A 24,747-nucleotide genomic window follows, 5' to 3' on the forward strand; every position below is an offset into this window, starting at 1 on the left:
GGGTCAGATCAAGTGGCAGCATTCCAGTGGGACTCCATTGACAACAAGGCAGTAGACACGGCGCGAATTCTCGCAGCGGATGCCGTTGAGAAGGTTGGAAATGGGCATCCTGGCACCGCCATGAGCCTCGCCCCCGCCGCCTACCTTCTGTTTCAGAAGGTCATGCGTCGCGACCCGTCCGACATGGACTGGCTCGGCCGCGACCGCTTCATCCTCTCGGTCGGCCACAGCTCGCTGACGCAGTACGTTCAGCTGTACTTCGGTGGATACGGCCTCGAGCTCGATGACATCAAGGCACTGCGCACCTGGGGCTCATTGACCCCCGGTCACCCCGAATTCGGCCACACCAAGGGTGTCGAGATCACCACCGGCCCCCTCGGCCAGGGCCTGGCCTCCGCCGTGGGCTTCGCCTACGCCGCCCGCTTCGAGCGCGGCCTGTTCGACCCTGAGGCCGAAGCCGGCACCAGCCCGTTCGATCACTTCGTCTACGTCATCGCCGGCGATGGCGACCTGCAGGAGGGCATCACCGCCGAGGCCTCCTCACTGGCCGGCCACCAGCAGCTCGGCAATCTGATTGCGATCTACGACAGCAACCAGATCTCCATCGAAGACGACACGAACATCGCCTTCACCGAAGACGTGCATGCCCGCTACGAGGCCTACAACTGGCACGTGCAAGTTGTCGACTGGAAGAAGACCGGCGAATACATCGAGGATGTCGCCGAGCTCAACGACGCCATCGAAGCGGCCAAGGCCGTCACCGACAAGCCGTCGCTGATCATCCTGAAGACCATCATCGGATGGCCGAGCCCGAAGAAGCAGAACACCGGCAAGATCCACGGTTCGGCACTCGGTGCCGAAGAACTCGCCGGAGTCAAGGAAGTTCTCGGTTTCGACCCGGAGAAGAACTTCGAGGTTGCCGACGACGTCATCGCTCACACCCGCCTGGCGGTGGAGCGTGGCGCGGCCGAGCACGCCGAGTGGAACGTGGCGTTCGACGCGTGGGCCGCCGCAAACCCCGACCGCAAGGTCTTGCTCGACCGTGTTCTCGCCGGCGACCTGCCCGACGGCGTCGACGAGGCTCTCCCCGTCTTCGCCAGTGGCGTCGAGGTGTCGACCCGTGCGGCTTCCGGCAAGGTGCTGAACGCACTCGGGCCGGTTATCCCCGAGCTGTGGGGCGGCTCGGCCGACCTCGCCGAATCGAACAACACCACGATCGCCGGTGGCGCGTCGTTCATCCCGAGCGAGCACTCCACCCACGAGTGGACCGGCAACCCGTACGGACGCGTTCTGCACTTCGGAATCCGCGAACACGCGATGGCCGCCATCCTGAACGGCATCGCCCTGCACGGCAACACCCGCGCCTTCGGCGGAACCTTCCTGATCTTCAGCGACTACATGCGGCCCGCAGTGCGTCTCGCCGCGCTGATGAAGGTGCCGTCGATCTTCGTCTGGACCCACGACTCCGTCGCCCTCGGTGAAGACGGCCCGACGCACCAGCCGATCGAGCAGCTCGCGACGCTCCGTGCCATCCCCGGACTCGACGTGGTGCGCCCCGGCGACGCCAACGAGACCGCGTGGGCCTGGAAGACGATCCTCGAGCGCCGCAACGGCCCGGCCGGCATCGCGTTGACCCGCCAGAACATTCCGGTGTTCGAGCGTGGCGACGGCGACGCCGTCGGCGATGTCTTCGCCTCGGCCCAGAACACGGCCAAGGGCGCCTATGTGCTTGCTGAGGCAGCGAACGGCACGCCCGACGTCATCCTCATCGCGACCGGCTCCGAGGTTCAGCTGGCCGTCGACGCCCGTGAGGCGCTGAAGGCCGACGGCATCAACGCCCGCGTCGTGTCCGCCCCGAGCCTCGAGTGGTTCGAGGAGCAGTCCGCCGAGTACCGCGAGTCGGTTCTTCCGGCTGCGATCACCGCGCGGGTATCGGTTGAGGCCGGAATTGCGTTGACCTGGAATAGCTACGTCGGCGACAAGGGCCGCTCCGTCTCGATCGAACACTTCGGTGCTTCGGCCGACTACAAGACCCTGTTCCGCGAATTCGGCATGACGACTGAAGCAGTGGTCGCCGCTGCCAAGGATTCACTCGCCGCCCACTGAGCGCCGCTCACCGTTCGCGCTCAACGGCGCAGCACTTAAGAAGTATTGAAGGAGATAGACATCATGACTGAAACCACTCCCCTCGCCCAGCTCTCCGCTGCCGGCGTCAGCATCTGGCTCGACGACCTCTCACGCGACCGCATCGTTTCGGGTGGCCTGCAGAAGCTCATCGACGAGAAGAACGTCGTCGGTGTCACCACCAACCCGACGATCTTCGCCAACGCTCTGGCCAACGGCACCTCGTACAGCGACCACGTTGCCGAACTCGCCGCCAGCGGCACCAGCGTGCACGACTCGGTCTTCGAGATCACCACCGAAGACGTGGCAGCTGCCTGCGACATTTTCCGTCCGGTCTACGACCGCACCAACGGTGTCGACGGTCGCGTCTCGATCGAGGTCGAGCCGGGCCTCGCCCACGATGCAGCGGGCACCATCGCCCAGGCCCAGCAGCTTTGGGCCAAGGTCGACAAGAAGAACGCGATGATCAAGATTCCGGCGACCATCGCCGGTCTCGAAGCGATCACCGAGACCATCGCCCTCGGCATCAGCGTCAACGTCACGTTGATCTTCAGCCTGGAGCGCCACCGCCAGGTCATCAACGCCTACCTGTCGGGTCTCGAGAAGGCCAAGGCAGCCGGCATCGACCTGTCGACCATCCACTCGGTTGCCTCGTTCTTCGTGTCGCGTGTCGACACCGAGATCAACAACCGTCTGGAAGCCATCGGCACGGATGCCGCACTCGCGCTGAAGAGCAAGGCCGGCGTCGCCAACGCACAGCTGGCCTACGAGGTCTACGAGCAGGCTTTCGCCAGCGAGCGGGCCGTTGGCCTTCTTGCTGCCGGCGCCAACAAGCAGCGTCCGCTCTGGGCGTCCACCGGCGTCAAGGACCCGTCGCTTCCCGACACCCTCTACGTGACGAACCTCGTCGCCCCTGAGGTCGTCAACACGATGCCGGAGAAGACGATGGAGGCGACGTTTGACCACGGCGTCATCCCCGCCGATTCCGTGACCGGTTCCTACGCCGCGGCCAACGCCGTTCTCGACGAGCTCGCCGCCCTCGGCGTCTCATACGACGACGTCACCCGCGTTCTTGAAGAAGAGGGCGTCTCCAAGTTCATCGTCTCGTGGGACGAACTGCTGGTGACCGTCACCAACGCACTCGAAGCCGCACAGGTCAAGGCATAGCATTGAGTTTTCGCATCTCGGTGAGCGGTGCGGCAGCTGACGCTGTCCGCACCGCGGTGCCCGTGCTGGTTGACGACCTCGTCGCGTCCGGCATCACCGCGCTTGACCCCGCACTCTGGGGCCCGGCCGCGGAGGACGAAGCAAGCAAGCGACTCGGCTGGACCGAGTCGGTCGCGATTTCGCGCCCGCTCGTTGCGGAGATCGTCGCCCTGCGCCAGAGCCTGCTCGAAAAGGGCGTGACGCACATCGCCCTCGCCGGCATGGGCGGCTCGTCGCTTGCTCCCGAGGTCATCACGCGCACAGCCGGTGTCGAACTCACCGTGCTGGACGCCACCGACCCCGGTCAGGTTCTTGCCGCGCTGAACGACCGACTCGCCGAGACGGCGCTCGTCGTCTCGTCGAAGTCCGGCTCGACCGTCGAAACCGACAGCCAGCGCCGTGTGTTCGAGCGTGCGTTCGTCGCCGCCGGCATCGACCCGGCTGAGCGCATCATCGTGGTGACCGATCCCGGCTCGCCGTTGGAGGCATCCGCCACCGAAGCCGGCTACCGCGTTTTCAACGCCGACCCGACCGTCGGTGGACGCTACTCAGCGCTGACCGCCTTCGGCCTGGTGCCGTCCGGTCTCGCCGGCGTCGACATCGCCGAGCTTCTCGACGAAGCTGAGTCGATCTCGCTGGCCCTGGCCATCGATTCGGCCGAAAACCCCGGCCTGGTGCTCGGTGCGGCCATCGCCGCCACCGCGCCCCGGCGTGACAAGCTGGCCATCGTCGCCGACGGCACCCACATCGTCGGGTTCGCCGACTGGGTGGAACAGCTGATCGCCGAGTCGACCGGCAAGCTCGGCACCGGCATTCTGCCCGTCGTGCTCGACACCGATGCACCGGAACTGGCCGAGAACCTGGCCGACGTTCAGGTCGTGCGTGTGGTCGACGACGCCGGGCTGGAGATCTTCCCGGCGCACGACAACTCGGGCGAGATCCGCGTCAGTGGAACTCTCGGCGCCCAGTTCCTGGTCTGGGAGTACGCGACGGTCGTCGCGGGTCGTCTGCTTCAGATCAACCCGTTCGACCAGCCCGACGTCGAATCGGCAAAGATCGCCACCCGCGGTCTTCTCGACTCCCGCCCGGAGCCGGAGCCTGCCGCCTTCATCTCTGACGGCATCGAGGTGCGCGGCACCCCGCACGTCATCGGTGCGGCAAGCGACCTGGCCTCCGCGGTCGACGCCCTGCTCGAAGAGCTCGGACCCGACGGCTACGTCGCGGTGCAGGCCTACGTCGATCGCCTCGCGCTGCCCGAACTGGTGCAGGTGCGCGATCTGCTGGCCGCGCTGTCCCACCGTCCGGTCACGTTCGGATGGGGACCCCGGTTCTTGCACTCCACCGGTCAGTTCCACAAGGGTGGCCCCGCCACCGGCGTATTCCTGCAGATCCTGGCCACCCCGGCCGAAGATCTCGACATTCCCGGGCGTCCGTTCACCTTCGGTGAGCTCATCCAGGCGCAGGCGAGCGGCGACGCGAGTGTGCTCGCCGAGCACGGTCGTCCGGTCCTAACCTTGACGCTGACCCAGCCGGCATCGAACCTCACCACACTGTTCGACGCGCTGCGCTAGCTGCACAGAGCGTCTTTTCAAGCTTTTCAAAGGAGCTGCATGTCCCCGGTGGAAATCACCCCGGAGTTCAACCCGCTACGATCGCCGTCTGACTATCGCCTCAATCGGATAGCCGGACCGTCGAGTCTCGTCATCTTTGGCGTGACCGGTGACCTGTCGCGTAAGAAACTCATGCCCGCCGTCTACGACCTCGCCAATCGCGGCCTGCTTCCTCCCGGCTTCGCGCTTGTCGGTTTCGCCCGGCGCGACTGGGACGACCAGGACTTCATGAAGGTCGTCTACGACGCGGTGAAGGAACACGCTCGCACGGAGTTCCACGAGGATGTCTGGGCACAGTTGGCCGAGGGCATCAGGTTTGTCTCCGGCACGTTCGACGACGATGCCGCCTTTGAAAAGTTGAAAGTAACGATCGACGAGCTGGATCGAGAGCGTGGAACCATGGGCAACCATGCGTTCTACCTCTCGATCCCGCCGAAGGCATTCCCGCAGGTGACCGAACAGCTTCGTCGCTCAGGCCTCGCCGACCAGAAAGCCGGTCAGTGGCGCCGCGTCGTCATCGAGAAGCCGTTCGGCAGCGACTTGAAAACCGCACGCGAATTGAACGCCGTCGTCGAGTCGGTCTTCCCGGCCGACTCCGTCTTCCGCATCGACCACTATCTCGGCAAAGAGACGGTGCAGAACATCTTGGCTCTGCGTTTCGCAAACCAGATGTTCGAACCGCTCTGGAATGCCAACCACGTCGATCACGTGCAGATCACCATGGCCGAAGACATCGGAGTGGGCGGCCGCGCCGGCTACTACGACGGCATCGGCGCCGCACGCGACGTCATCCAGAACCACCTGCTCCAGCTGCTGGCGCTCACCGCGATGGAAGAACCGATCTCGTTCGACGCCGCAGACCTCCGCACCGAGAAAGAGAAGATCCTCGCCTCGGTGCGTCTCCCCGACGATCTCGGCACCGGTACCGCCCGCGGCCAGTACGGCGGCGGCTGGCAGGGTGGTGAGAAGGTTCTCGGCTTCCTCGACGAAGACGGAATGAACCCGGAATCTCTCACCGAGACCTATGCAGCACTGCGCCTCGAAATTGACACACGTCGCTGGTCGGGTGTGCCGTTCTACCTGCGCGCCGGCAAACGTCTCGGTCGCCGCGTCACCGAGATCGCTGTCGTGTTCAAACGCGCGCCGCAGTATCTCTTTGCCGCGAGCCAGACCGCCGAGCTCGGTCAGAACGCTCTTGTGATCCGGGTACAGCCCGATGAGGGAGTCACGATCAGGTTCGGGTCGAAAGTTCCGGGCGTCGGCATGCAGGTGCGTGACGTGACGATGGACTTCGGTTACGGTCACGCCTTCACCGAGGCCAGCCCCGAGGCCTACGAGCGGCTCATCCTGGACGTGCTCCTCGGCGACCCGCCGCTGTTCCCCCGTCACGAAGAAGTTGAACTGTCCTGGAAGATCCTCGACCCGATCGAGGAGTACTGGGCAACCCAGGGCCAGCCGGAGCAGTACCGCCCGGGCACCTGGGGCCCCGATTCCGCTGATGAACTGATGGCCCGCGACGGCCGCACCTGGAGGCGTCCATGATCGTCGACCTGCCCGACACAAACACGTCGAAGATTTCGAAGGCACTGGTCCGCATCCGTGAGGAGGGCGGCGCCGTCGCCCTCGGTCGTGTCCTGACCCTGATCATCGCGTCGACCCACGGCCACGAGGAAGTCGCGATCGAAGCGGCCAACGACGCGTCGCGTGAGCACCCGATGCGCGTCATCGTTGTGTCGACCGCTGCGGTTGACGGCCCCGACCCGGATGCCGAAGCCCGCGTCGACGCCGAAATCCGTGTCGGCGGCGACGCCGGCGCCAGCGAGGTCATCGTGCTTCGTGTGTACGGCGAAGCGGGCGCCGACCCGGAGAGCCTGGTCACCGGACTTCTCCTCCCCGACGCTCCTGTCGTTGCCTGGTGGCCCGGAGAGGCACCCCACATCCCGGCAGAGTCGCCACTTGGCCGCATCGCCTACCGTCGGATCACCGATGCGTCGGCGCAGTCTGACCCGCAGGCGGCACTGCACCGGCTCTGCACCACGTACCGCCCCGGCGACACCGACTTCGCCTGGACCCGGTTGACGCTGTGGCGTGCCCAGCTTGCCGCGGTGCTCGACCAGCCACCCTACGAGACGATCACCGCCGTCGAGGTGACCGGTGCGGCCGACTCCCCCTCCACCGCATTGCTCGCCGCCTGGCTGCAGATGCAGTTGAAAGTTCCGGTCGACTACGAATTGACGACGGGGCCGCTGGCGAACGGCATCCACGGTGTGAGCCTCACCCGTGAGTCCGGTGTCATCTCGCTGGAGCGCGAGGTGCCGGATGTCGCGACACTCGCGCAGCCTGGCCAGCCGACCCAGGACCTGACGCTCAAGCGTCGGAGCCTGCGCGATTGCCTCTCTGATGAACTCCGCCGGCTCGACCCCGATGAACTGTATGGTGAGGTCATCACGCACGGTTTGCCGCATCTCGCCGACGCCGTCGCGCTACAGGCCGGAGTATGACCGTGACTAACGAACGACGCGTACTGGTTCATTCCGACAAGCTGGCGCTGGCCGGCTCGGTCGCGGCCCGCTTCATCACGAAGACTGTCGACATCCTCGACGACAACGGTGTGGCACACATCGTGTTGACCGGCGGATCCGTCGGCATCGCGGTCCTCGAGGCCATCAACGCCTCGTCGGCCCGCGACAGTATCGACTGGTCGAAGGTGAGCTTCTGGTGGGGTGACGAGCGGTGGCTTCCGCGTGCAGATGCCGAGCGCAATGACGTGCAGGCTCGCGCTGCGCTGCTCGATCACATCGCCGTCCCCGCCGAGAACGTGCATCCGTTCGCTGCGTCAGACGACGGAATCACGTTGGAGGATGCGGCTCTCGCCTATGCGGCGGAGTTGGCCGAGGCTGCGCCGTCCGATGCGGCTTTCCCTCGTTTCGACATCACCTTMCTCGGTGTCGGTGCCGACGGACACATCGCGTCGCTGTTCCCGCACCTCGGCGGCATCCGTGAGACGGAGTTGAGTGTCGTCGCGGTCACCAACTCGCCCAAGGCACCTGCGGAGCGTCTCAGCCTGAGCCGCCCGGCCTTGAACTCGTCAGACCGTGTCTGGTTGGTATTGGCGGGCGCCGACAAGGCATCCGCCCTCGGGCTGGCCTTGGCCGGCGCGAGCCGCGATGAGGTTCCGGTCGCCGGAATCAAGGGCCGTCGCCGCACGGTCTTCTTCGTGGACGGTGCCGCGGCCGCGGAGGTTCCCTCGAACCTGATTGCGCCCAGCTACTAAGCGAAGCAATCCGGTCGACCTTCCGGTTAACCAACTGTGGCCCAGCTGATGAGAATCAGCTGGGCCACACGTGTATAACGGGGCGAAACCTTAGTTGGTCGCAGAGAGCTTTCCACGACGGATGCGCAGCTGCACGAGCGCCTCTTCGAGAAGCGACTCGGCTTCTTCTTCCGTACGACGTTCCTTCACGTAAGCGAGGTGCGTCTTGTACGGCTCAAGCTTGGCGACCGACGGCGGGTTCTCCTTGTCGCGACCTGCCGGCAGACCGGAGGTCGGGCAGTCGATCGTCTCGGGGATTTCTTCGTCGGGCAGGTTCGCCGCGAAGTAACGGACCGTCTCGTTGCCGAGGGCATCCCAGTAGGAGACCTTGATACGGTCCGCGTGGAAGCCACGGTCCTGCTCGCCCATGGGGCCAGCTCCAACACGGGAGCCGCGAATTGCGCTACCACCAGATGCCATTGTGTTCCTCTGCTAGAAATCTAAGTGTGTGTCAGGTGCCTGACGCGCTGAGTCTGGAGAAACTTACGCGCCGGTGTCGAACTTGGTGATCAAACCAAGAACCACGATCGTCGAGATCCAGAGCAGACCCAACACAACGGTGAAACGGTTGAGGTTGCGCTCGGCAACACCCGATGAACCGAGGCCCGATGTAACGCCGCCTCCGAACATGTCTGACAAGCCGCCACCGCGGCCCTTGTGCAACAAAATAAGCATGGTGAGCAGGAGGCTCGTAATGCCGAGCAGTACCTGCAACACAACCTGGAGAATCTCCACGCGAAACCTTTCACAAAGCGGTGGGCATGAGGGCACCACCAGGGCCACTGGCAATTATAGCCTGACGGCAGTCCCCGGCCGGGGACGACCCGCACGTGCACGACGCACAAGCGTCAGCCGGCGAGCAGAAGAAGGCCCGTGTCGACCGGCATCCGCCGGCTGACACGGGCCGTCTTGCTACAGTCCGACGTGCTTCTGGTAACGAACGATGCTCGAGAACTCCGGGATGTCGAGGCTGGCGCCACCGATGAGAGCTCCGTCCACGTTCGGCTCACGCATGAAACCGGCGATGTTTGCCGCCTTCACCGAACCACCGTAGAGGATGCGGGTCTTGTCGGCGACATCGTCACCGAGCAGTTCCTGGATCACGGCGCGGAGTGCCGCGGCAACCTGCTCGGCCTGCTCGGGCGTTGCGGCCTGTCCGGAACCGATCGCCCAGACCGGCTCGTAAGCGACGACGAAGTCGGCGGCGTTGGACACGCCGGCGAGAGCGGCGCGCAATTGGGACACCGGGACGGCGCTCGGGCCGTGCTCGGCGAGGTCTTCGGCGGTTTCGCCGACGCAGATGACCGGGACCAGGTTGTGTCCGAGGGCTGCGGTCACCTTTGCGGCGACGACCTCATCGGTCTCGTTGTGCAGAGTGCGACGTTCGGAGTGACCGATCAACACGTACTGGCATTCCAGCTGAGCCAGGAACGATGCCGAGACCTCGCCGGTGTAGGCGCCCGATTCATGCATTGACACGTCCTGCGCACCAAAGGTCAGCGGAAGCTTGTCCGCCGAAATGAGGGTCTGCACCGAACGCAGGTCGGTGAACGGCGGGAAGATCGCAACCTCGACGGTGGCGAAGTCGTGGTGCGCGTCTTTCAGGCTCCAGGCCAGCTTCTGCACGAAGGCGATCGCCTGAAGATGGTCAAGGTTCATCTTCCAGTTGCCCGCCATCAGCGGGGTACGACGCGGGTTGATGGTTACGCCCATCCGAGGACCTCCAGTCCTGGCAGTCGCTTACCCTCGAGGAACTCGAGGCTGGCGCCACCGCCTGTTGAAATGTGACCGAATTGGTCGTCGTTGAATCCGAGAATGCGCACGGCCGCGGCTGAATCGCCACCGCCGACCACGCTGAGGCCGTCGACCTCGGTGAGCGCTGACGCGACGGCACGGGTGCCTTCGGCGAACGGTGCCAGTTCGAACACGCCCATCGGGCCGTTCCAGAACACCGTCTTCGAGTCGCGGATGATTGCAGCGAACGCCTGCGCCGTGTCGGGGCCGATGTCGAGCCCGAGGCCTGCGGCACCGAACGGGGTGTCCTCGATGGCGTCGGCGGCGGTGACGACAACATCGGCGTCGGCGCCGAACTTCGAGGCCACGACCACGTCGGTGGGCAGCACGATCTGCACGCCGAGACGCTCAGCCTCAGCCAGGTAGCCGCGCACGGTGTCGAGCTGATCGGCTTCGAGCAGACTGGAGCCCACCTTGTGACCCTGAGCGGCCAGGAAGGTGAATAGCATGCCGCCGCCGATGAGCAAGGAGTTCACGCGGGGCAGCAGGTGGCCGATCACGCCGAGCTTGTCCGACACCTTCGAGCCGCCCAGGACGACCGTGTACGGCGCCTCAGGCTTCTCGGTGAGGCGATCGAGTACATCGAGCTCTGCGGCGATCAGAAGACCGGCAGCGCTCGGAAGAATCTGGGCGAGGTCGAAGACACTCGCCTGTTTGCGGTGCACAACACCGAAGCCGTCGGAGACGAGAGCGTCACCGAGTTCGGCCAACTGCGCGGCGAAAGCGCCACGCTCGGCGTCGACCTTGCTCGTCTCCCCCGCGTTGAAACGCAGGTTCTCGAGCACGACGATCTCGCCGTCGGCCAACGCGGCGACGGCATCCGTGGCGGATGCGCCAACCGTGTCGGTCGCGAAGGACACCGGGCGCTCGAGGAGCTCGCCGAGGCGGGCGGCAACCGGCGCCAGGCTGTACTTCGGGTTCGGCTCCCCGTCGGGGCGCCCAAGGTGGGAAACAACCACCACGCGGGCCCCCTCGGCGAGAAGCGCAGTGAGAGTGGGCAGTGACGCTCGCACGCGACCATCGTCGGTGATCCGGCCGTTGTCCAACGGCACATTCAGATCACAGCGAACGATGACGCGCTTGCCGCGGAGCGTGCCGAGCGATTCAATGGTGCGAAGCGTCACTGCTCTTCCCCTACAGGCTCTCTGCGACGAACTCGGTCAGGTCGACGAGACGGTTGGAGTAACCCCACTCGTTGTCGTACCACGAAGCAACCTTGACCTGGTCGCCGATCACCTTGGTGAGGCCGGCGTCGAAGATCGAGGAGTGCGGGTCGCCGACGATGTCGCTGGAGACGATCGGGTCTTCGGTGTACTTGAGGATGCCCTTGAGGGGGCCCTCAGCTGCAGCCTTGTATGCCGCGTTGACCTCTTCGACGGTAACCGGGCGCGAAGCCGTGACGGTCAGGTCGGTGATCGAGCCGGTCGGAACCGGAACGCGCAGGGCGTAGCCGTCGAGCTTGCCGATCAGCTCGGGGATGACCAGGCCGAGGGCCTTGGCCGCACCGGTCGAGGTGGGGATGATGTTTGCGGCGGCGGCGCGGGCACGACGCAGGTCGCTGTGCGGGCCGTCCTGCAGGTTCTGGTCAGCGGTGTACGCGTGAACCGTGGTCATCAGGCCACGCTCGATGCCGAAGTTGTCCATGAAGACCTTGGCGAGGGGTGCGAGGCAGTTCGTGGTGCACGAGGCGTTGGAGATCACATCGTGGATCGCTGCGTCGTAGACGTGCTCGTTCACGCCGAGAACGATGGTCGCGACGTTGTCGCCCGTGGCGGGAGCCGAGACGAGAACCTTCTTGGCGCCGGCGGCGATGTGCTTGCGGGCCAGTTCAGCCTTGGTGAAGAAGCCGGTGGACTCGATCACGATGTCAACGCCCAGCTCGCCCCAGGGGAGGTTGGCGGGGTCGCGGTCGGCGAGCACCTTGATGCGGTGGCCGTTGACGACGATGGTGTCGCCGTCGAGCTCAACCGTGGCGTCCAGGCGACCGGTGATGGTGTCGTACTTCAGGAGGTGGGCGAGCGTCTTCGGGTCGGTGAGGTCATTGACCGCGACGATTTCGAGGTCGCTGCCCTTGGCAAGCGCTGCTCGGAAGAAATTACGACCGATGCGGCCGAATCCATTAATACCGATCTTTACAGACACAGATAACTCCTGTTACTGAGGGCGCCTGAGGCGCGTTGGGTGGTGAACAAGAATGGACGCCGGTGTCCCGCGGATGGGTCCACGGGACACCATCACGCTATGACAGTAGCAGCAGGCCGTTGGTCTTCTCGCGCGCGGTTTCGAAGCGCTGCTGCACGTTTGCCCAGTCAACGATGTTCCAGAACGCCTTGACGTAGTCGGCGCGCACATTGCGGTAGTCGAGGTAGTAGGCGTGCTCCCAGACATCGAGCATGAGAACGGGAATGGTGCCGGCAGCGAAGTTGGCCTGCTGGTCGAAGAACTGCTGAACGATCAGCTGCTGACCGATGGAGTCCCAGGCGAGAACGGCCCAGCCGGAACCCTGAACGCCCAGTGCGGTTGCCGCGAAGTGAGCCTGGAACTTGTCGAACGACCCGAAGAAGTCGTCGATGGCCGAGGCGAGCTCGCCGGTGGGCTTGTCGCCACCGTTCGGGGACATGTTGGTCCAGAAGATCGAGTGGTTGACGTGGCCGCCGAGGTTGAACGCCAGGTCTTTCTGCAGCTTGTTGACGTTCGCGAGGTTGCCGGACTCACGGGCCTCAGCGAGCTGTGCCAGGGCGGTGTTCGCACCCGTCACATACGCCTGGTGGTGCTTGCTGTGGTGCAGCTCCATGATGGCCCCGCTGATGCTCGGTTCCAGCGCCGAGTAGTCATAAGGCAGGGCGGGCAGAGTGTATTCGGGCATTCTTTTCTCCTCTGTGAGTTGCCGGTCGGCACGCTCGAGATTCGAGCTCGCTCACCAGCGTTGTGAACGACATTTTCAGTCTAGTCAGATCGAAAAGTGTCTCTCGGGTCAACGGTCGACACACTCCATCGATTCCCCGTGTGACGGTTTAGACGTCGTCGAGGTCAGCAGGCAGGTTGGCGTCGGTGCCCGGAATGTTCAGGTCGACGGCCTTCTTGTCGGCCATCGCGAGCAAACGACGGATGCGACCGGCGACGGCATCCTTGGTCATCGGCGGTTCGGCATGGTGGCCGAGTTCGTCGAGGCTCGAGTCGCGGAACTTCAGACGCAGCTCACCTGCGTAGCGCAGGTGCTTCGGAATGTCATCGCCGAGGATCTCCATGGCCCGATCGACGCGCGCACAGGCCGCAACCGCAGCCTGGGCTGACCGACGCAGGTTGGCGTCATCGAAGTTGACCAGACGGTTGGCGGTGGCGCGCACTTCGCGGCGCTGACGCAGCTCTTCCCAATTGAGCACGGTGTTTGCCGCGCCCATCTGAACGAGCATGGCGCCGATCGCGTCGCCGTCACGGATGACGACGCGGTGGATGCCGCGCACCTCACGGGCCTTGGCAGCCACGCCGAGACGACCCGCGGCGCCGACGAGGGCCATGGCCGCTTCGTTGCCGGGGCAGGTGATTTCGAGTGCTGCCGAGCGACCCGGGTCGGTCAGGGTTCCCTGAGCCAGGAACGCGCCGCGCCAGATGGCCGCGACTTCTTCCTTGGATCCGGTGGTCAGACGGTTCGGCAGACCGCGGATCGGACGACGTCGGGCGTCGAGCAGACCGGTCTGGCGGGCGAGAGTTTCGCCGCCTTCGAGCACACGGACAAGGTAGTGGTTGGTGCGGCGCAGACCAGATGCCGGAATGACGGTGGCCGTGCTGCGCACACCGTAGAGTTCGGCGAGATCTTTGCGCACCCGACGGGCAAGCAGCGGGGTGTCGAGTTCGGACTCAATTGCGATGCGACCCGAGATGAGGTGCAACCCGCCGGCGAAACGAAGAATCGTCGCCAGTTCTGCGGCCCGCACTGAGGTCTTCGAAACCTCGACGCGGGTGAGTTCGTCTTTAACGTCGGCGGTGAGTGCCAATCGTATTTCCATTCTGTTGTTCTGGCCGACTTCTGTGGTGTACAGCGGCCGTAATTATTCGCGCCCCAGGTCGCGGTGCTTGATGCTGACCGCAACGCCGGGAAACTGAGAAATCAAGGATCCGATTTCAATGGCAATGGCGACCGAACGGTGTTTGCCGCCCGTGCAGCCGATCGAGATGGTTGCATGTCGTTTGTTTTCGCGCTGATAGCCGGCCAAAACCGGCTCCAGTGCTGCCGCATAGAGGTCGATGAATTCGCGTGCACCCGTTTGGGCCAGTACGAACTCACGCACCTGCGCGTCCAGTCCATTGTGTGAACGGAGCTCTGGCACCCAAAACGGGTTCGGCAGGAAGCGGGCATCGGCGACAAGGTCAACATCCGTTGGCAACCCGTACTTGAAACCGAAGCTCATAATTGTAACCTGCACACCGGCGGTGTTTTCATCAGCGAAGCGTTCGGTGATGGTCGTGGCCAGCTGGTGAATGTTCAGATCTGATGTGTCGATGACGCTGTCGCTTGACTCCCGCACCTCCTTCAGGCGCGTACGCTCAGCGGTGATCCCGTCGAGAATGGTTCCCTCGCCCTGCAACGGGTGGGGGCGCCTGACCGATTCGAATCGGCGAACCAGAATGTCGTCGCGCGCTTCGAGAAAGATCACCCTGACCTGGGTGCCGTTGCGCAGCGACTGCACCATCTCCTGAAAATCACTGAAGAAGTCGCGGCCACGGATGTCGACGACTGCTGCGATCTTCGGCAGATTCGTTCCGGCCCGCGACACCAACTCGACGAGTGGTCGCAGCATCTGCGGGGGCAGATTGTCGACAACGTACCAGCCCAGGTCTTCAAGAGCGTTTGCGACGGTCGAAYGACCCGCTCCGGACATTCCAGTCACGATCAGCATCTCCTGCTGCTCGTTCTCCGTTGTCATCGTTGATTTACGCCTTCGTTCGAGGGGAAGTCTGTTCCCCCAGCCTAGCGACAGCCTGCCTGATCAGGCGCGCAAATGCTGGTGAATAGTGACGGCCAGCGCCGGGCCGATCCCCTGCACGTCACAAATCTGCTCCACCGACGCTTCTTTCAGCTTGGCGACCGAGCCGAAGTGCCGCAGCAGCACCTTCACCCGGGCCGGGCCGAGGCCGGGAACCTCACCGAGTACCGAGGTGATGTCGCGCTTCCGCCTGGCCCGTTGGTGGGTGATGGCGAAGCGGTGCGCCTCGTCTCTGATGCGCTGAATCAAGAACAGCGCGTCACTGTTTCGCGGCAGGATGACGGGGTAGTCCGAGTCGGGAAGCCAGATCTCTTCGAGCCGTTTGGCGATGCCGCAGAGCTGGATACCGGTCACCCCCGACTCCTCAAGGGCTCGGGCCGCGGCCGCCACCTGGGGCTGACCGCCGTCGACAATGAGCAGGTTCGGGCGATAGCGGAACTTCTTGCGTTTCGTCTCAGCAGTCTCGGCCTCAACGCCCTCGGCCTCGGAAACCGAATCGGTGGGCGGCACCAGATAGGCCAGCCGGCGCGTCAGCGTGCGGTACAGCGAATCGGTGTCGTCGGTCGACTCCGGAATGCTGAATCTGCGGTACTCGTCTTTGCGCGGGAGACCGTCTTCGAAGACGACCATCGACGCGACAATGTTCGTGCCGCCGAGGTGAGAGACGTCGTAACATTCCATCCGCAGGGGGGCGTCGGACATCCCGAGCGCCTCTTGGATGTCTTCGAGCGCCTTCGACCGGGCGACGAAGTCCGAGCTGCGTCGCGACTTGTACAAGATGAGGGATTGCTTGGCGTTCTGTGTTGCGGTGGCCAACAATGCGGCCTTCTCGCCGCGCTGCGCGGCAACCAGCTTGACCTTGCGCTGCGAGATCTGAGCGAGCCATCCGTCAAGTGCCTCGGCGTCGTCAGGCAGTTCGGGAACCACGATTTCGCGGGGCGGTGGGTTGTCGGCGTTGTAGACGGTCTGCATGATCGAGTCGATGAGCTCACCGGTAGAGACGTCGAGTTCCTTGTCGACCATCCAGCCGCGCACACCGCGGATGCGTCCCCCACGCACGATGAACTGCTGAACCGCCGCGGCGAGTTCGTCTTGTTCGATGCCGAACAGGTCGATGTCGACGCTGTCGCGCAGCACCACAGCGCTCTTCTCCAGCACCGCTTCGAGGGCGAGAGCCTGGTCGCGACGTTTTGCGGCGAGCTCATAGTTCTGCTCGGCGGCCGCCACCTTCATCTCGGCGGTCAACGCGTTGATGAGCTTACGGTCTTGGCTCCCCATGAAGCTGACGAAGTCGTTGACGACGGCACGGTGCTCCTCGAGCGTGACCTTCTGCGAGCAGGGGCCGAAGCACCGGCCGATCTGGCTGGCGAAACACGGTTTGCCGCTCTGCATGGCGCGCTTGTAGTTGGCGGCGTTGCAGGTGCGGATCGGGAAGGCCTTGAGCATCAGGTCGATGGTCTCGTGTACCGCCCAGACCTTCGGGTACGGCCCGAAGTAGCGGGCTCCCTTGATGCCGGTGGTGCGGGTGACGAGGGCTCTGGGTGCCTCGTCGGCCAGGGTGACCGCCAGATAGGGGTAGCTCTTGTCGTCTTTGAACTGCACATTGAAGGGCGGATCGAACTCCTTGATCCAAGTCCATTCGAGTTGCAGGGCCTCCATCTCGGTGCCGACAACGGTCCATTCGAGGCTGCTGGCCGTGGTCACCATGCGCCGGGTGCGCTCGTGCAGGCTCGTCAGCGGCGCGAAATAGTTGCTCAGCCGGGCACGCAGGTTCTTCGCTTTGCCGACGTAGAGCACCCGGCCCGTGTCGTCGCGAAAGCGATACACACCAGGATCGGTGGGAATTTCGCCGGTTTTGGGCCGGTAGCTCAGCGCATTCGACATCGTTCTTCGCTCGCCTAGTTCGCGGCGAGAACTTCCTTGAGGAAGGTGCCGGTGTGGCTCTTCTTGACCGTCGCGATGTGCTCCGGTGTGCCGGTCGCGAGGATGCGCCCTCCCCCGGATCCGCCTTCAGGGCCCAGGTCGATCACCCAGTCGGCCGATTTGATCACGTCGAGGTTGTGCTCGATCACGATCACGGTGTTTCCCTTGTCGACCAAACTGTTCAGCACCAGCAGGAGCTTACGAACATCTTCGAAGTGGAGACCGGTCGTCGGTTCGTCGAGCACGTACACGCTGCGTCCGTTCGACCGGCGCTGCAGCTCGGTCGCCAGCTTCACCCGCTGCGCCTCACCGCCAGACAGTGTCGTGGCGCTCTGGCCGAGACGCACATAGCCGAGGCCGACCTCGACGAGAGTCTTGAGATAGCGGTGGATGGCGGAGATCGGTTCGAAGAACTCGGCGGCCTCGCTGATCGGCATGTCCAGCACTTCGGCGATGTTCTTGCCCTTGTAGTGGATGGTCAGCGTCTCCCGGTTGTACCGCGCACCCTGGCACACCTCGCAGGCCACATACACGTCGGGCAGGAAGTTCATCTCGATCTTGATGGTGCCATCGCCCGAGCAGGCCTCACAGCGCCCGCCCTTGACGTTGAAGCTGAACCGGCCGGGCAGGTAGCCCCTGGCCTTCGCCTCCATGGTCTCCGAGAACAGGGTGCGGATGCGGTCGAAGACGCCGGTGTAGGTGGCCGGGTTCGAGCGCGGGGTGCGTCCGATCGGCGCCTGGTCGACGTGGATCACCTTGTCGAGGTGGTCAAGTCCGGTCACCCGGGTGTGCTTGCCGGGCAACTTGCGGGCGCCGTTCAACTGGTTGGCCAGCACCCGGTAGAGAATGTCGTTGACCAGGGACGACTTACCCGATCCGCTGACGCCGGTGACGGCCGTGAACGTACCGAGCGGGAAGGTGACCGATACCTTCTGCAGGTTGTTCGCTGCAGCACCGGTGACCTTGATCTCGCGTTCCGGGTCGAGCGGGCGCCGTGACGTCGGGGTTTCGATCGACTTGCGACCCGAGAGGTAGTCAGAGGTCAGCGACTTCGTGTTGCCGAGCAGATCGTCGTAGGAGCCGGAGTGCACGACGTGGCCGCCGTTGACGCCGGCGCCCGGTCCGATGTCGACCACCCAGTCGGCCGTGCGAATCGTGTCTTCGTCGTGCTCGACGACGATGAGCGTGTTGCCGAGGTCGCGGAGCGCGACCAGTGTCTCAATCAACCGGCGGTTGTCGCGCTGATGCAGGCCGATGCTCGGCTCGTCGAGAACATAGAGCACCCCGGTCAACCCGGAGCCGATCTGAGTCGCCAGACGGATGCGCTGCGCCTCGCCGCCCGACAGCGTGGCCGCGGCCCGGGCGAGGTTCAGGTAGTTCAGGCCGACCCGGATCAGGAAGTCGAGGCGTGCCTTGATCTCGCGCAGCACCTGGGCGGCAATGGCAGCCTCGCGGTCGGTGAGAACCAGCTTGTCCATGAAGTCGCGGGCGTCGATGAGACTGAGTTCGCAGACATCCGCGATGCTGGCCTCATAGACCGTCACAGCCAGCACTTCCGGCTTCAACCGGGTGCCGTCGCAGACGGGGCAGTTGACCTCGCGGAGGTATTCAGCCCAGCGCTGACGCTGGGTGTCGGTTTCGGCCTGCAGGTACTGGCGTTCGATGTAGGGAACGACGCCTTCGAAGCCGGAGGTGTAGCTCATCTCCCGGCCGTAGCGGTTCTTCCACTTCACCTTGACCTCGAAGTTGTCGCCGCGCATCACGGCGTTCTGCACGTCGGGCTTGAGCTTCTTCCACGGGGTGTCCAACGAGAAGTTGAGGTCGCGGGCCAGGCCGTCGAGCAGTTTCTCGTAGTACTGGAAGAGCCCCTTGCCCTGGGTGGTCCAGGGCAGCACAACGCCTTCGGCAATGCTGAGGTCCGGGTCGCCGAGCAGCAGATCCTGGTCGACCGACATCCGGGTGCCGAGTCCCGAGCATTCCGGGCAGGCGCCGAATGGGGCGTTGAACGAGAAGGTGCGCGGTTCGATTTCGGTCAGCTGCACCGGGTGGTTATTCGGGCAGGAGAGCTTCTCAGAGAAGCTCTGCCAGGCTTCGTCGCCCTCGCGGTCGATGAAGTTGATCTGCACCAGGCCGTCGGTGAGCTTGAGGGCGGTCTCGAGCGAGTCGGTGAGGCGGCCGAGCAGCTCGGGGCCGGCGACGAGACGGTCGACGGTGACCGAGATGTCGTGCTTCTGCTGCTTCTTGAGAGTCGGCGGCTCACTCAGCTGAATCTGGATGCCGTCGACGACCGCTCGGGAGTATCCGCCGGCGGCCAGCTCGCTGAACAGGTCGACGAACTCGCCCTTCTTCTGCGAGACGACGGGGCTGAGAATCTGGTACCTGGTGCCGGTTTCCAGCTCCATCAGCTGGTCGGCGATCTGCTGCACCGTCTGCGACTGGATCTTCTCGCCACAGATCGCACAGTGCGGCACACCGATGCGCGCCCAGAGCAGACGCATGTAGTCGTAGATCTCGGTGATCGTTCCGACGGTGGAGCGCGGGTTGCGGTTGGTCGACTTCTGGTCGATCGACACCGCGGGGCTGAGGCCCTCGATGAAGTCGACGTCCGGACGGTCGACCTGGCCGAGGAATTGCCGGGCGTAGGCGCTGAGCGACTCAACGTAGCGGCGCTGGCCCTCGGCGAAGATGGTGTCGAAGGCGAGCGACGACTTACCGGAGCCAGAGAGCCCGGTGAAGACGACGAGGGAGTCGCGCGGGATCTCCAGATCGACGTTGTGGAGATTGTGCACACGTGCGCCGCGGACGCTGAGCTTGGACCCGGTTACCTTCGAAATTGACACTCGTCGAGTCTATGCAGTGCTGCCTCCGAAATGCCTGGTCCGACACGCGCTCTGAGCGAACATATGTTCGAGTTTTTTGAGCGTTCGTCAGGTCGATTCACTCAACGCCGCGAACCGCCGATGAGAAGTGTGGCGAGGTAGCGGTGGGCGTTGCGGGCACGGAAAGCGTTTCCGAGCACCAGGCGGAGCGCGTCGGCGTTCGCTCCTGGTTCGGACAAGGCGGCTTGCGCCCGCGTCTGCAGAATCGTTCGCCAGCCTGCGGCGTGGCGCACGACGTGATAGTCCTCGAGAGTCTCGATCTCCGCACCTGCGACCAGCACGGCCACCAGACGGGATGCTAGGTCAACGGCATCGAGCATCCCCGTGTTCAACGAGGAGCCGCCGGCGGAGAAGACGTGCGCTGCATCACCGGCGAGGAGCACCCGGCCGACTCGGTAACGTTCGGCTTGGCGGCTGTTCGCGACAGTCGAGCGCAGCCATTCGCCGCTGCTGATCGGCAAGTCGAATCCGAGGACCCGCGAGATGCTCGCCCGGAACTCGTCCAGGGAGATTTCTGTGGCCGACTCCTGCTCGTTGCGCGGCTCTTGGGTGCCGACCAGGTAGAGATCTTTCGGTGCGTTGCGGTCGAGGTCGGAGACCGGTGCCATGGTGAAGACGCCGGCAGCGGTGTGCTGGGGCTGGAACAGCATCAACTGGCGATCATGTTCCAGCGTGACGATGTTCCGTCTGCGACGCAGCGCCGAGGCCGGGATTGTGACTCGACCGATGCGGGCAAGTTGATCGCTCGTGATGCCAGGAAATGCGACGCCGAGCCGATGACGAATGAAGCTGTGCGCCCCGTCGCAGCCTGCGAGAAAGCGCGTAGTCACGGCGTAAGCGCCCTCGTCGGACTCGACGGTCACGGTGACGCGATCACCCTCATCGTTGAATTCCGCAACAGCATGGCCGCGCCGGATGTGCGCGCCGAGAGCAACCGCACGTTGTGCGAGCAATTCCTCAAGACGACGCTGCGGAACGGGGAGCACTCGCAATGGGTTGGCTCGGAACGGATTCAACCGCAGCGTGAGAACTCCAAACGAATAACGCGGCACCGGGAGTACTCGCAGGCCTTTCTGCCCATGCAGGAGCCCGCGCTTTCTCAGCACGTTCGCGATCTCCCCAACCAGGCCGTTGCCCTTCGGCATCGCATCCGGCTCAGATTCCTTCTCGAGCACCAGCGCTCGGATCCCCGACCGCCCCAGCTCACACGCGAGCATGAGCCCTACCGGCCCCGCACCCACGATGACGACATCCGCCTCGTCCGGATCAACCACCGCAATTCCGCCTTCCGTTCACGACGTCCCGAGCCCTCAGCAGGGACCAAAGCGTGCCCGCTCGGCCTCGTGCTCTGCCGCTACGAGCTCAGGTGGCCGGCCTTCTCCATCTGACGCAGCTCCCGCTTGAGCTCAGACACCTCGTCACGCAACCGGGCGGCGAGCTCGAACTTGAGCTCCCCGGCAGCCTCGAGCATCTGTGTGTTGAGGTCGAGGATGATCGATTCGAGGTCGTTGGCACCGTTCGCGGCAAGACCCTCCCGGCGCAGATTGGGCGTCGGCGCTTTCTTGCGCTTGTCGCGCCCGGCGAGAAGTTCGGCCGTGTCGGCCTCTTCGCGCGCGAGTATGTCGGTGATGTCGGCGATCTTCTTACGGAGCGGTGTCGGGTCGATGCCATGGAGGGTGTTGTAGGCGACCTGCTTTTCGCGCCGTCGGTTCGTCTCCTCGATGGCGTGCGTCATCGACGGTGTGATCCGGTCGGCATACATGTGCACTTCGCCGGACACGTTGCGCGCGGCGCGACCGATGGTCTGGATGAGTGACGTCGACGACCGCAGGAATCCTTCCTTGTCGGCGTCGAGGATGGCGACGAGCGAGACCTCCGGCAAGTCGAGACCTTCACGCAGCAGGTTGATGCCGACGAGCACGTCATAAATGCCGGCCCGCAGCTCAGACAGAAGCTCGACTCGGCGCAGCGTGTCGACATCCGAGTGCAGATAGCGCACCCGCACGCCGGCCTCCGTGAAGAAGTCGGTGAGTTCCTCGGCCATCTTCTTGGTCAGCGTCGTCACGAGCACACGCTCATTGAGAGCGGTACGTTTGCGGATTTCTTCGAGCAGATCGTCGATCTGCCCGGCGCTCGGCTTGATCACGACCTCGGGGTCGATCAGGCCGGTCGGGCGAATGATCTGCTCGACGATGCCGTCGGCGATGCCCATCTCGTACTTGCCCGGCGTTGCCGACAGGTAGACGGTCTGGCCGACACGGTTCTTGAACTCACCGAATTTGAGCGGACGGTTGTCGAGCGCACTCGGCAGACGGAAGCCGTGATCGACGAGGGTGCGCTTGCGGGAGGAATCGCCCTCATACATGGCGCCGATCTGCGGAACTGTGACATGCGACTCGTCGATCACGACGAGAAAGTCGTCGGGAAAATAGTCGAGCAGGCAGTGCGGGGCCTCCCCCGGCTTGCGGTCGTCAATGTGCCGCGAATAGTTCTCGATGCCGGAACAGAAACCGATCTGCTCCATCATCTCGAGGTCAAAGGTCGTGCGCATGYGAAGCCTCTGCGCTTCGAGCAGCTTTCCTTCGCGTTCAAGCTGTTCGAGGCGCACCTCGAGTTCTTCTTTGATGCTGACGATCGCGCGCTGCATCACGTCGTTGCTGGCGACATAGTGCGACCCGGGGAACACCGACACCGAGTCGAGTTTGCGCACGATGTCGCCGGTCAGCGGATGCAGGCTGTAGAGCGCTTCGATCTCGTCACCGAACATCTCGATTCGAATGGCGAGCTCTTCATACATCGGGATGATTTCGATCGTGTCGCCGCGCACCCGGAAGTTGCCACGCGAGAAGTCGACATCGTTGCGCTGGTACTGCATCGAGACGAATTTGCGGATCAACCAGTCGCGGTCGATGCGCTGGCCCACCTGCAGGGCGATCATCGCTTCGAGGTAGCCCTCTGGGGTGCCGAGGCCGTAGATGCACGACACCGTCGAGACCACGATGACATCGCGGCGGCTGAGCAGTGAGTTCGTCGTCGAGTGCCGGAGTCGCTCGACCTCGGCGTTGATCGAGGAGTCTTTCTCGATGAAGGTGTCGGTCTGCGGAACGTAGGCCTCAGGCTGGTAGTAGTCGTAGTACGAGACGAAGTACTCGACGGCGTTGTTCGGCATCAGCTCGCGGAACTCGGTGGCCAGCTGGGCCGCCAACGTCTTGTTGTGCGCGAGCACGAGCGTGGGGCGCTGCACCTGCTCGATCAGCCACGCCGTCGTCGCGGACTTGCCGGTTCCTGTCGCACCGAGCAAGACGACGTCGGTTTCACCGGCGTTGATGCGGGCGGCGAGGTCGGCGATTGCACCAGGCTGGTCGCCGCTCGGGGTGTATTCGCTGATGACCTCAAACGGATGAACGGAGCGCGTTGGTTCCATGGCCCCAGTCTACAAAGCACCACCGACACGCGGCTGTCGATCCCTCACGATCACCGAGCGCGCAGGGGAACGTCCACATCGGCACCGCCCTCTTCGGTGAGGCGACCGCCCATCGTGACCATGGTCGGAGCGAGTACGAATCCACCGGCGAACAATCCCTCTCCCTGAAGGAAGCGCGGTGACCTGGCCAGCATCGCGGCCGGGACAAAGCCGAAGATCGTCGCGAGTTCGTCAAGATCGACGGGAGAACTCATCTTCATCAACACGAGGTTGTCGCATTGCGAGACGATGCTCGAATGCACCCGGGATGGCCGCTGCGTCGAGAGCAGAAGCCAGAGGCCGAATTTTCTGCCTTCGGCCGCGATCTGAATGATCCGGTCACGGACGGCCGTGTGGAGCGGGCTGTTCTGCTCGGGCGAACAGAAATTGTGCGCCTCGTCGATGACGATCAAGATCGGCCGCCGTTGCTCCCGTTTCGCCCACAGATCGTCCAGCACGGCCATCGCGACGAGGAGCGGCTCATCCGGATAGGTGAACCCGCCGAGGTCCAATACCGTCGCGTCTGGCCGGGAGTCGATGATGTCGGTGACCGCTGCTTTGCCGCCGGCCCAGACGTCCCAGTCGGTGAGGCTCAAATTCTCGATTCGGTCGGCCAACGCGTGCGCAGCCGCACTGTTGCTCGCGCGCAGCTTCGGCGCGATCATCTCGGGGCTCAGGCTGCCGACCGTCTCTTCCAACCGGGCCAGCTCGTTGTACTCCTCCCTGTCGGCCAGCGGATCCAACCGGAATACCGCCGCTCTTCCGCGCAGCGGGAGGTCGGTGAATTTCACCCGCAGAGGGTCGTGATCGTCCAAATCGGGCCGCAACACCCGGATTGTGCGCTCGGTCAACGCCTTTTGCCCGTCAGACTCGGCGTCGGCACCGCCGATGTGACGGAGCTCACGCAGCCGAACGAAGTCGGCATTCGGGTCGAAGATGACCATCGGCAGCTCGGTGTGAATGAGAAGCTGTTCGAGAACGACACCGAGGGCATAGGTCTTTCCGGACCCGCTCTGGCCACACCAGAAAGTGTGACGGTTGAACCGACGTGAGAGCAACCGGGCCGAGACGTCGCCCGCCGCCATCACCGTCCCGATTCCCACTGTCGGCACAGATTCGGGATAGAACCGGTCGAGGGTGCCCGGATCTGCCGGGCGCACCTCTGCAGCGGAGAACCGGCTGAACGTTCGAGTGTCGAGCCGGCCATCGGCTTTCAGCTGACCGATCACGCGGCCGGAGCCATACGGCGCCGATCCCATGGTCAGCGTCACATCCTCGATCTGCCCGACCCTGACCGGACTTCCCGGCGAGTGAATGGTCACGAAGTCGCCGGAGTTTGCCGAATCGTCGGCCGCGCCGGCAAACTGAAAGTGGCGCCCATCGAGCGAGTCAGCTGTCGCCACGGGGCCGGGCTGGAATGCGGTCAACACAGCCGAATGTTCCATGATTC

19 protein-coding genes are annotated in these 24,747 nt (G+C 64.2%); 6 read left to right on the forward strand and 13 right to left on the reverse strand.

Annotation, left to right across the window (positions count from 1 at the left end):
* The first annotated feature begins 12 nt into the window (after nt 1-12).
* The 6 genes from tkt (at nt 13) to pgl (ending at nt 8,214) form a co-directional block, all read left to right on the forward strand.
* Nucleotides 13-2,106 carry a transketolase gene (gene tkt, locus AB4Y63_RS04550; protein WP_441789854.1) on the forward strand — a complete coding sequence of 698 codons (2,094 nt, stop codon included), beginning with the start codon at nt 13-15 and terminating at the stop codon, nt 2,104-2,106.
* Nucleotides 2,107-2,169: 63 nt separating this feature from the next.
* On the forward strand, nt 2,170-3,291 hold the full coding sequence (tal, locus tag AB4Y63_RS04555; RefSeq protein WP_441789855.1) for a transaldolase: 1,122 nt from the start codon (nt 2,170-2,172) through the stop codon (nt 3,289-3,291).
* Between the two features lie 2 nt (nt 3,292-3,293).
* Nucleotides 3,294-4,901, forward strand: coding sequence for a glucose-6-phosphate isomerase (locus AB4Y63_RS04560; protein ID WP_441789856.1), 1,608 nt, complete (start codon nt 3,294-3,296; stop codon nt 4,899-4,901).
* A 39-nt stretch (nt 4,902-4,940) separates the two neighbouring features.
* Nucleotides 4,941-6,482, forward strand: a complete 1,542-nt coding sequence (zwf, locus tag AB4Y63_RS04565) for a glucose-6-phosphate dehydrogenase (RefSeq protein WP_441789857.1) — start codon at nt 4,941-4,943, stop codon at nt 6,480-6,482.
* Nucleotides 6,479-7,441: a glucose-6-phosphate dehydrogenase assembly protein OpcA gene (locus AB4Y63_RS04570; protein WP_441789858.1), complete on the forward strand. Its 963-nt coding sequence runs from the start codon at nt 6,479-6,481 to the stop codon at nt 7,439-7,441. Before zwf ends, AB4Y63_RS04570 begins: the two co-directional genes overlap by 4 nt.
* 2 nt (nt 7,442-7,443) lie before the next feature.
* Nucleotides 7,444-8,214, forward strand: coding sequence for a 6-phosphogluconolactonase (pgl, locus tag AB4Y63_RS04575; protein WP_441789925.1), 771 nt, complete (start codon nt 7,444-7,446; stop codon nt 8,212-8,214).
* A gap of 90 nt (nt 8,215-8,304) precedes the next feature.
* Here pgl and AB4Y63_RS04580 read toward each other — a convergent pair whose 3' ends face one another.
* From AB4Y63_RS04580 to AB4Y63_RS04640, 13 genes are all read right to left on the reverse strand, one after another.
* Entirely contained in the window at nt 8,305-8,673 is a 369-nt protein-coding gene (locus AB4Y63_RS04580; RefSeq protein ID WP_441789859.1) for an RNA polymerase-binding protein RbpA, read from the reverse strand.
* A 63-nt stretch (nt 8,674-8,736) separates the two neighbouring features.
* The gene (secG, locus tag AB4Y63_RS04585; protein WP_345062583.1) at nt 8,737-8,988 is read right to left on the reverse strand and encodes a preprotein translocase subunit SecG; all 252 of its coding nucleotides are present in this window, start codon (nt 8,986-8,988) and stop codon (nt 8,737-8,739) included.
* Between the two features lie 177 nt (nt 8,989-9,165).
* Entirely contained in the window at nt 9,166-9,966 is an 801-nt protein-coding gene (gene tpiA / locus AB4Y63_RS04590) for a triose-phosphate isomerase (RefSeq protein ID WP_441789860.1), read from the reverse strand.
* Nucleotides 9,957-11,171, reverse strand: coding sequence for a phosphoglycerate kinase (locus AB4Y63_RS04595; protein WP_441789861.1), 1,215 nt, complete (start codon nt 11,169-11,171; stop codon nt 9,957-9,959). Before AB4Y63_RS04595 ends, tpiA begins: the two co-directional genes overlap by 10 nt.
* A 10-nt stretch (nt 11,172-11,181) precedes the next feature.
* Nucleotides 11,182-12,189 (reverse strand): type I glyceraldehyde-3-phosphate dehydrogenase, encoded by a 1,008-nt coding sequence (gene gap, locus AB4Y63_RS04600; protein ID WP_441789862.1) that lies wholly within the window; start codon nt 12,187-12,189, stop codon nt 11,182-11,184.
* A 97-nt stretch (nt 12,190-12,286) separates the two neighbouring features.
* Nucleotides 12,287-12,913, reverse strand: coding sequence for a superoxide dismutase (locus AB4Y63_RS04605; RefSeq protein ID WP_441789863.1), 627 nt, complete (start codon nt 12,911-12,913; stop codon nt 12,287-12,289).
* Between the two features lie 148 nt (nt 12,914-13,061).
* Entirely contained in the window at nt 13,062-14,042 is a 981-nt protein-coding gene (gene whiA, locus AB4Y63_RS04610; protein ID WP_441789926.1) for a DNA-binding protein WhiA, read from the reverse strand.
* Nucleotides 14,043-14,096: 54 nt separating this feature from the next.
* Nucleotides 14,097-14,972, reverse strand: a complete 876-nt coding sequence (gene rapZ, locus AB4Y63_RS04615; protein WP_441789864.1) for an RNase adapter RapZ — start codon at nt 14,970-14,972, stop codon at nt 14,097-14,099.
* Nucleotides 14,973-15,035: 63 nt separating this feature from the next.
* Nucleotides 15,036-16,916, reverse strand: a complete 1,881-nt coding sequence (uvrC, locus tag AB4Y63_RS04620; RefSeq protein ID WP_441789865.1) for an excinuclease ABC subunit UvrC — start codon at nt 16,914-16,916, stop codon at nt 15,036-15,038.
* A 14-nt stretch (nt 16,917-16,930) separates the two neighbouring features.
* The gene (gene uvrA / locus AB4Y63_RS04625) at nt 16,931-19,795 is read right to left on the reverse strand and encodes an excinuclease ABC subunit UvrA (protein ID WP_441789866.1); all 2,865 of its coding nucleotides are present in this window, start codon (nt 19,793-19,795) and stop codon (nt 16,931-16,933) included.
* Nucleotides 19,796-19,896: 101 nt separating this feature from the next.
* On the reverse strand, nt 19,897-21,108 hold the full coding sequence (locus AB4Y63_RS04630) for an FAD-dependent monooxygenase (RefSeq protein ID WP_441789867.1): 1,212 nt from the start codon (nt 21,106-21,108) through the stop codon (nt 19,897-19,899).
* Nucleotides 21,109-21,188: 80 nt separating this feature from the next.
* On the reverse strand, nt 21,189-23,258 hold the full coding sequence (gene uvrB, locus AB4Y63_RS04635; RefSeq protein WP_441789868.1) for an excinuclease ABC subunit UvrB: 2,070 nt from the start codon (nt 23,256-23,258) through the stop codon (nt 21,189-21,191).
* Between the two features lie 50 nt (nt 23,259-23,308).
* Nucleotides 23,309-24,742, reverse strand: a complete 1,434-nt coding sequence (locus AB4Y63_RS04640; RefSeq protein WP_441789869.1) for an ATP-binding protein — start codon at nt 24,740-24,742, stop codon at nt 23,309-23,311.
* Nucleotides 24,743-24,747 lie beyond the last annotated feature (5 nt).

The organism is Leifsonia sp. YAF41, from assembly GCF_052113185.1.
Lineage (GTDB): Bacteria > Actinomycetota > Actinomycetes > Actinomycetales > Microbacteriaceae > Cryobacterium.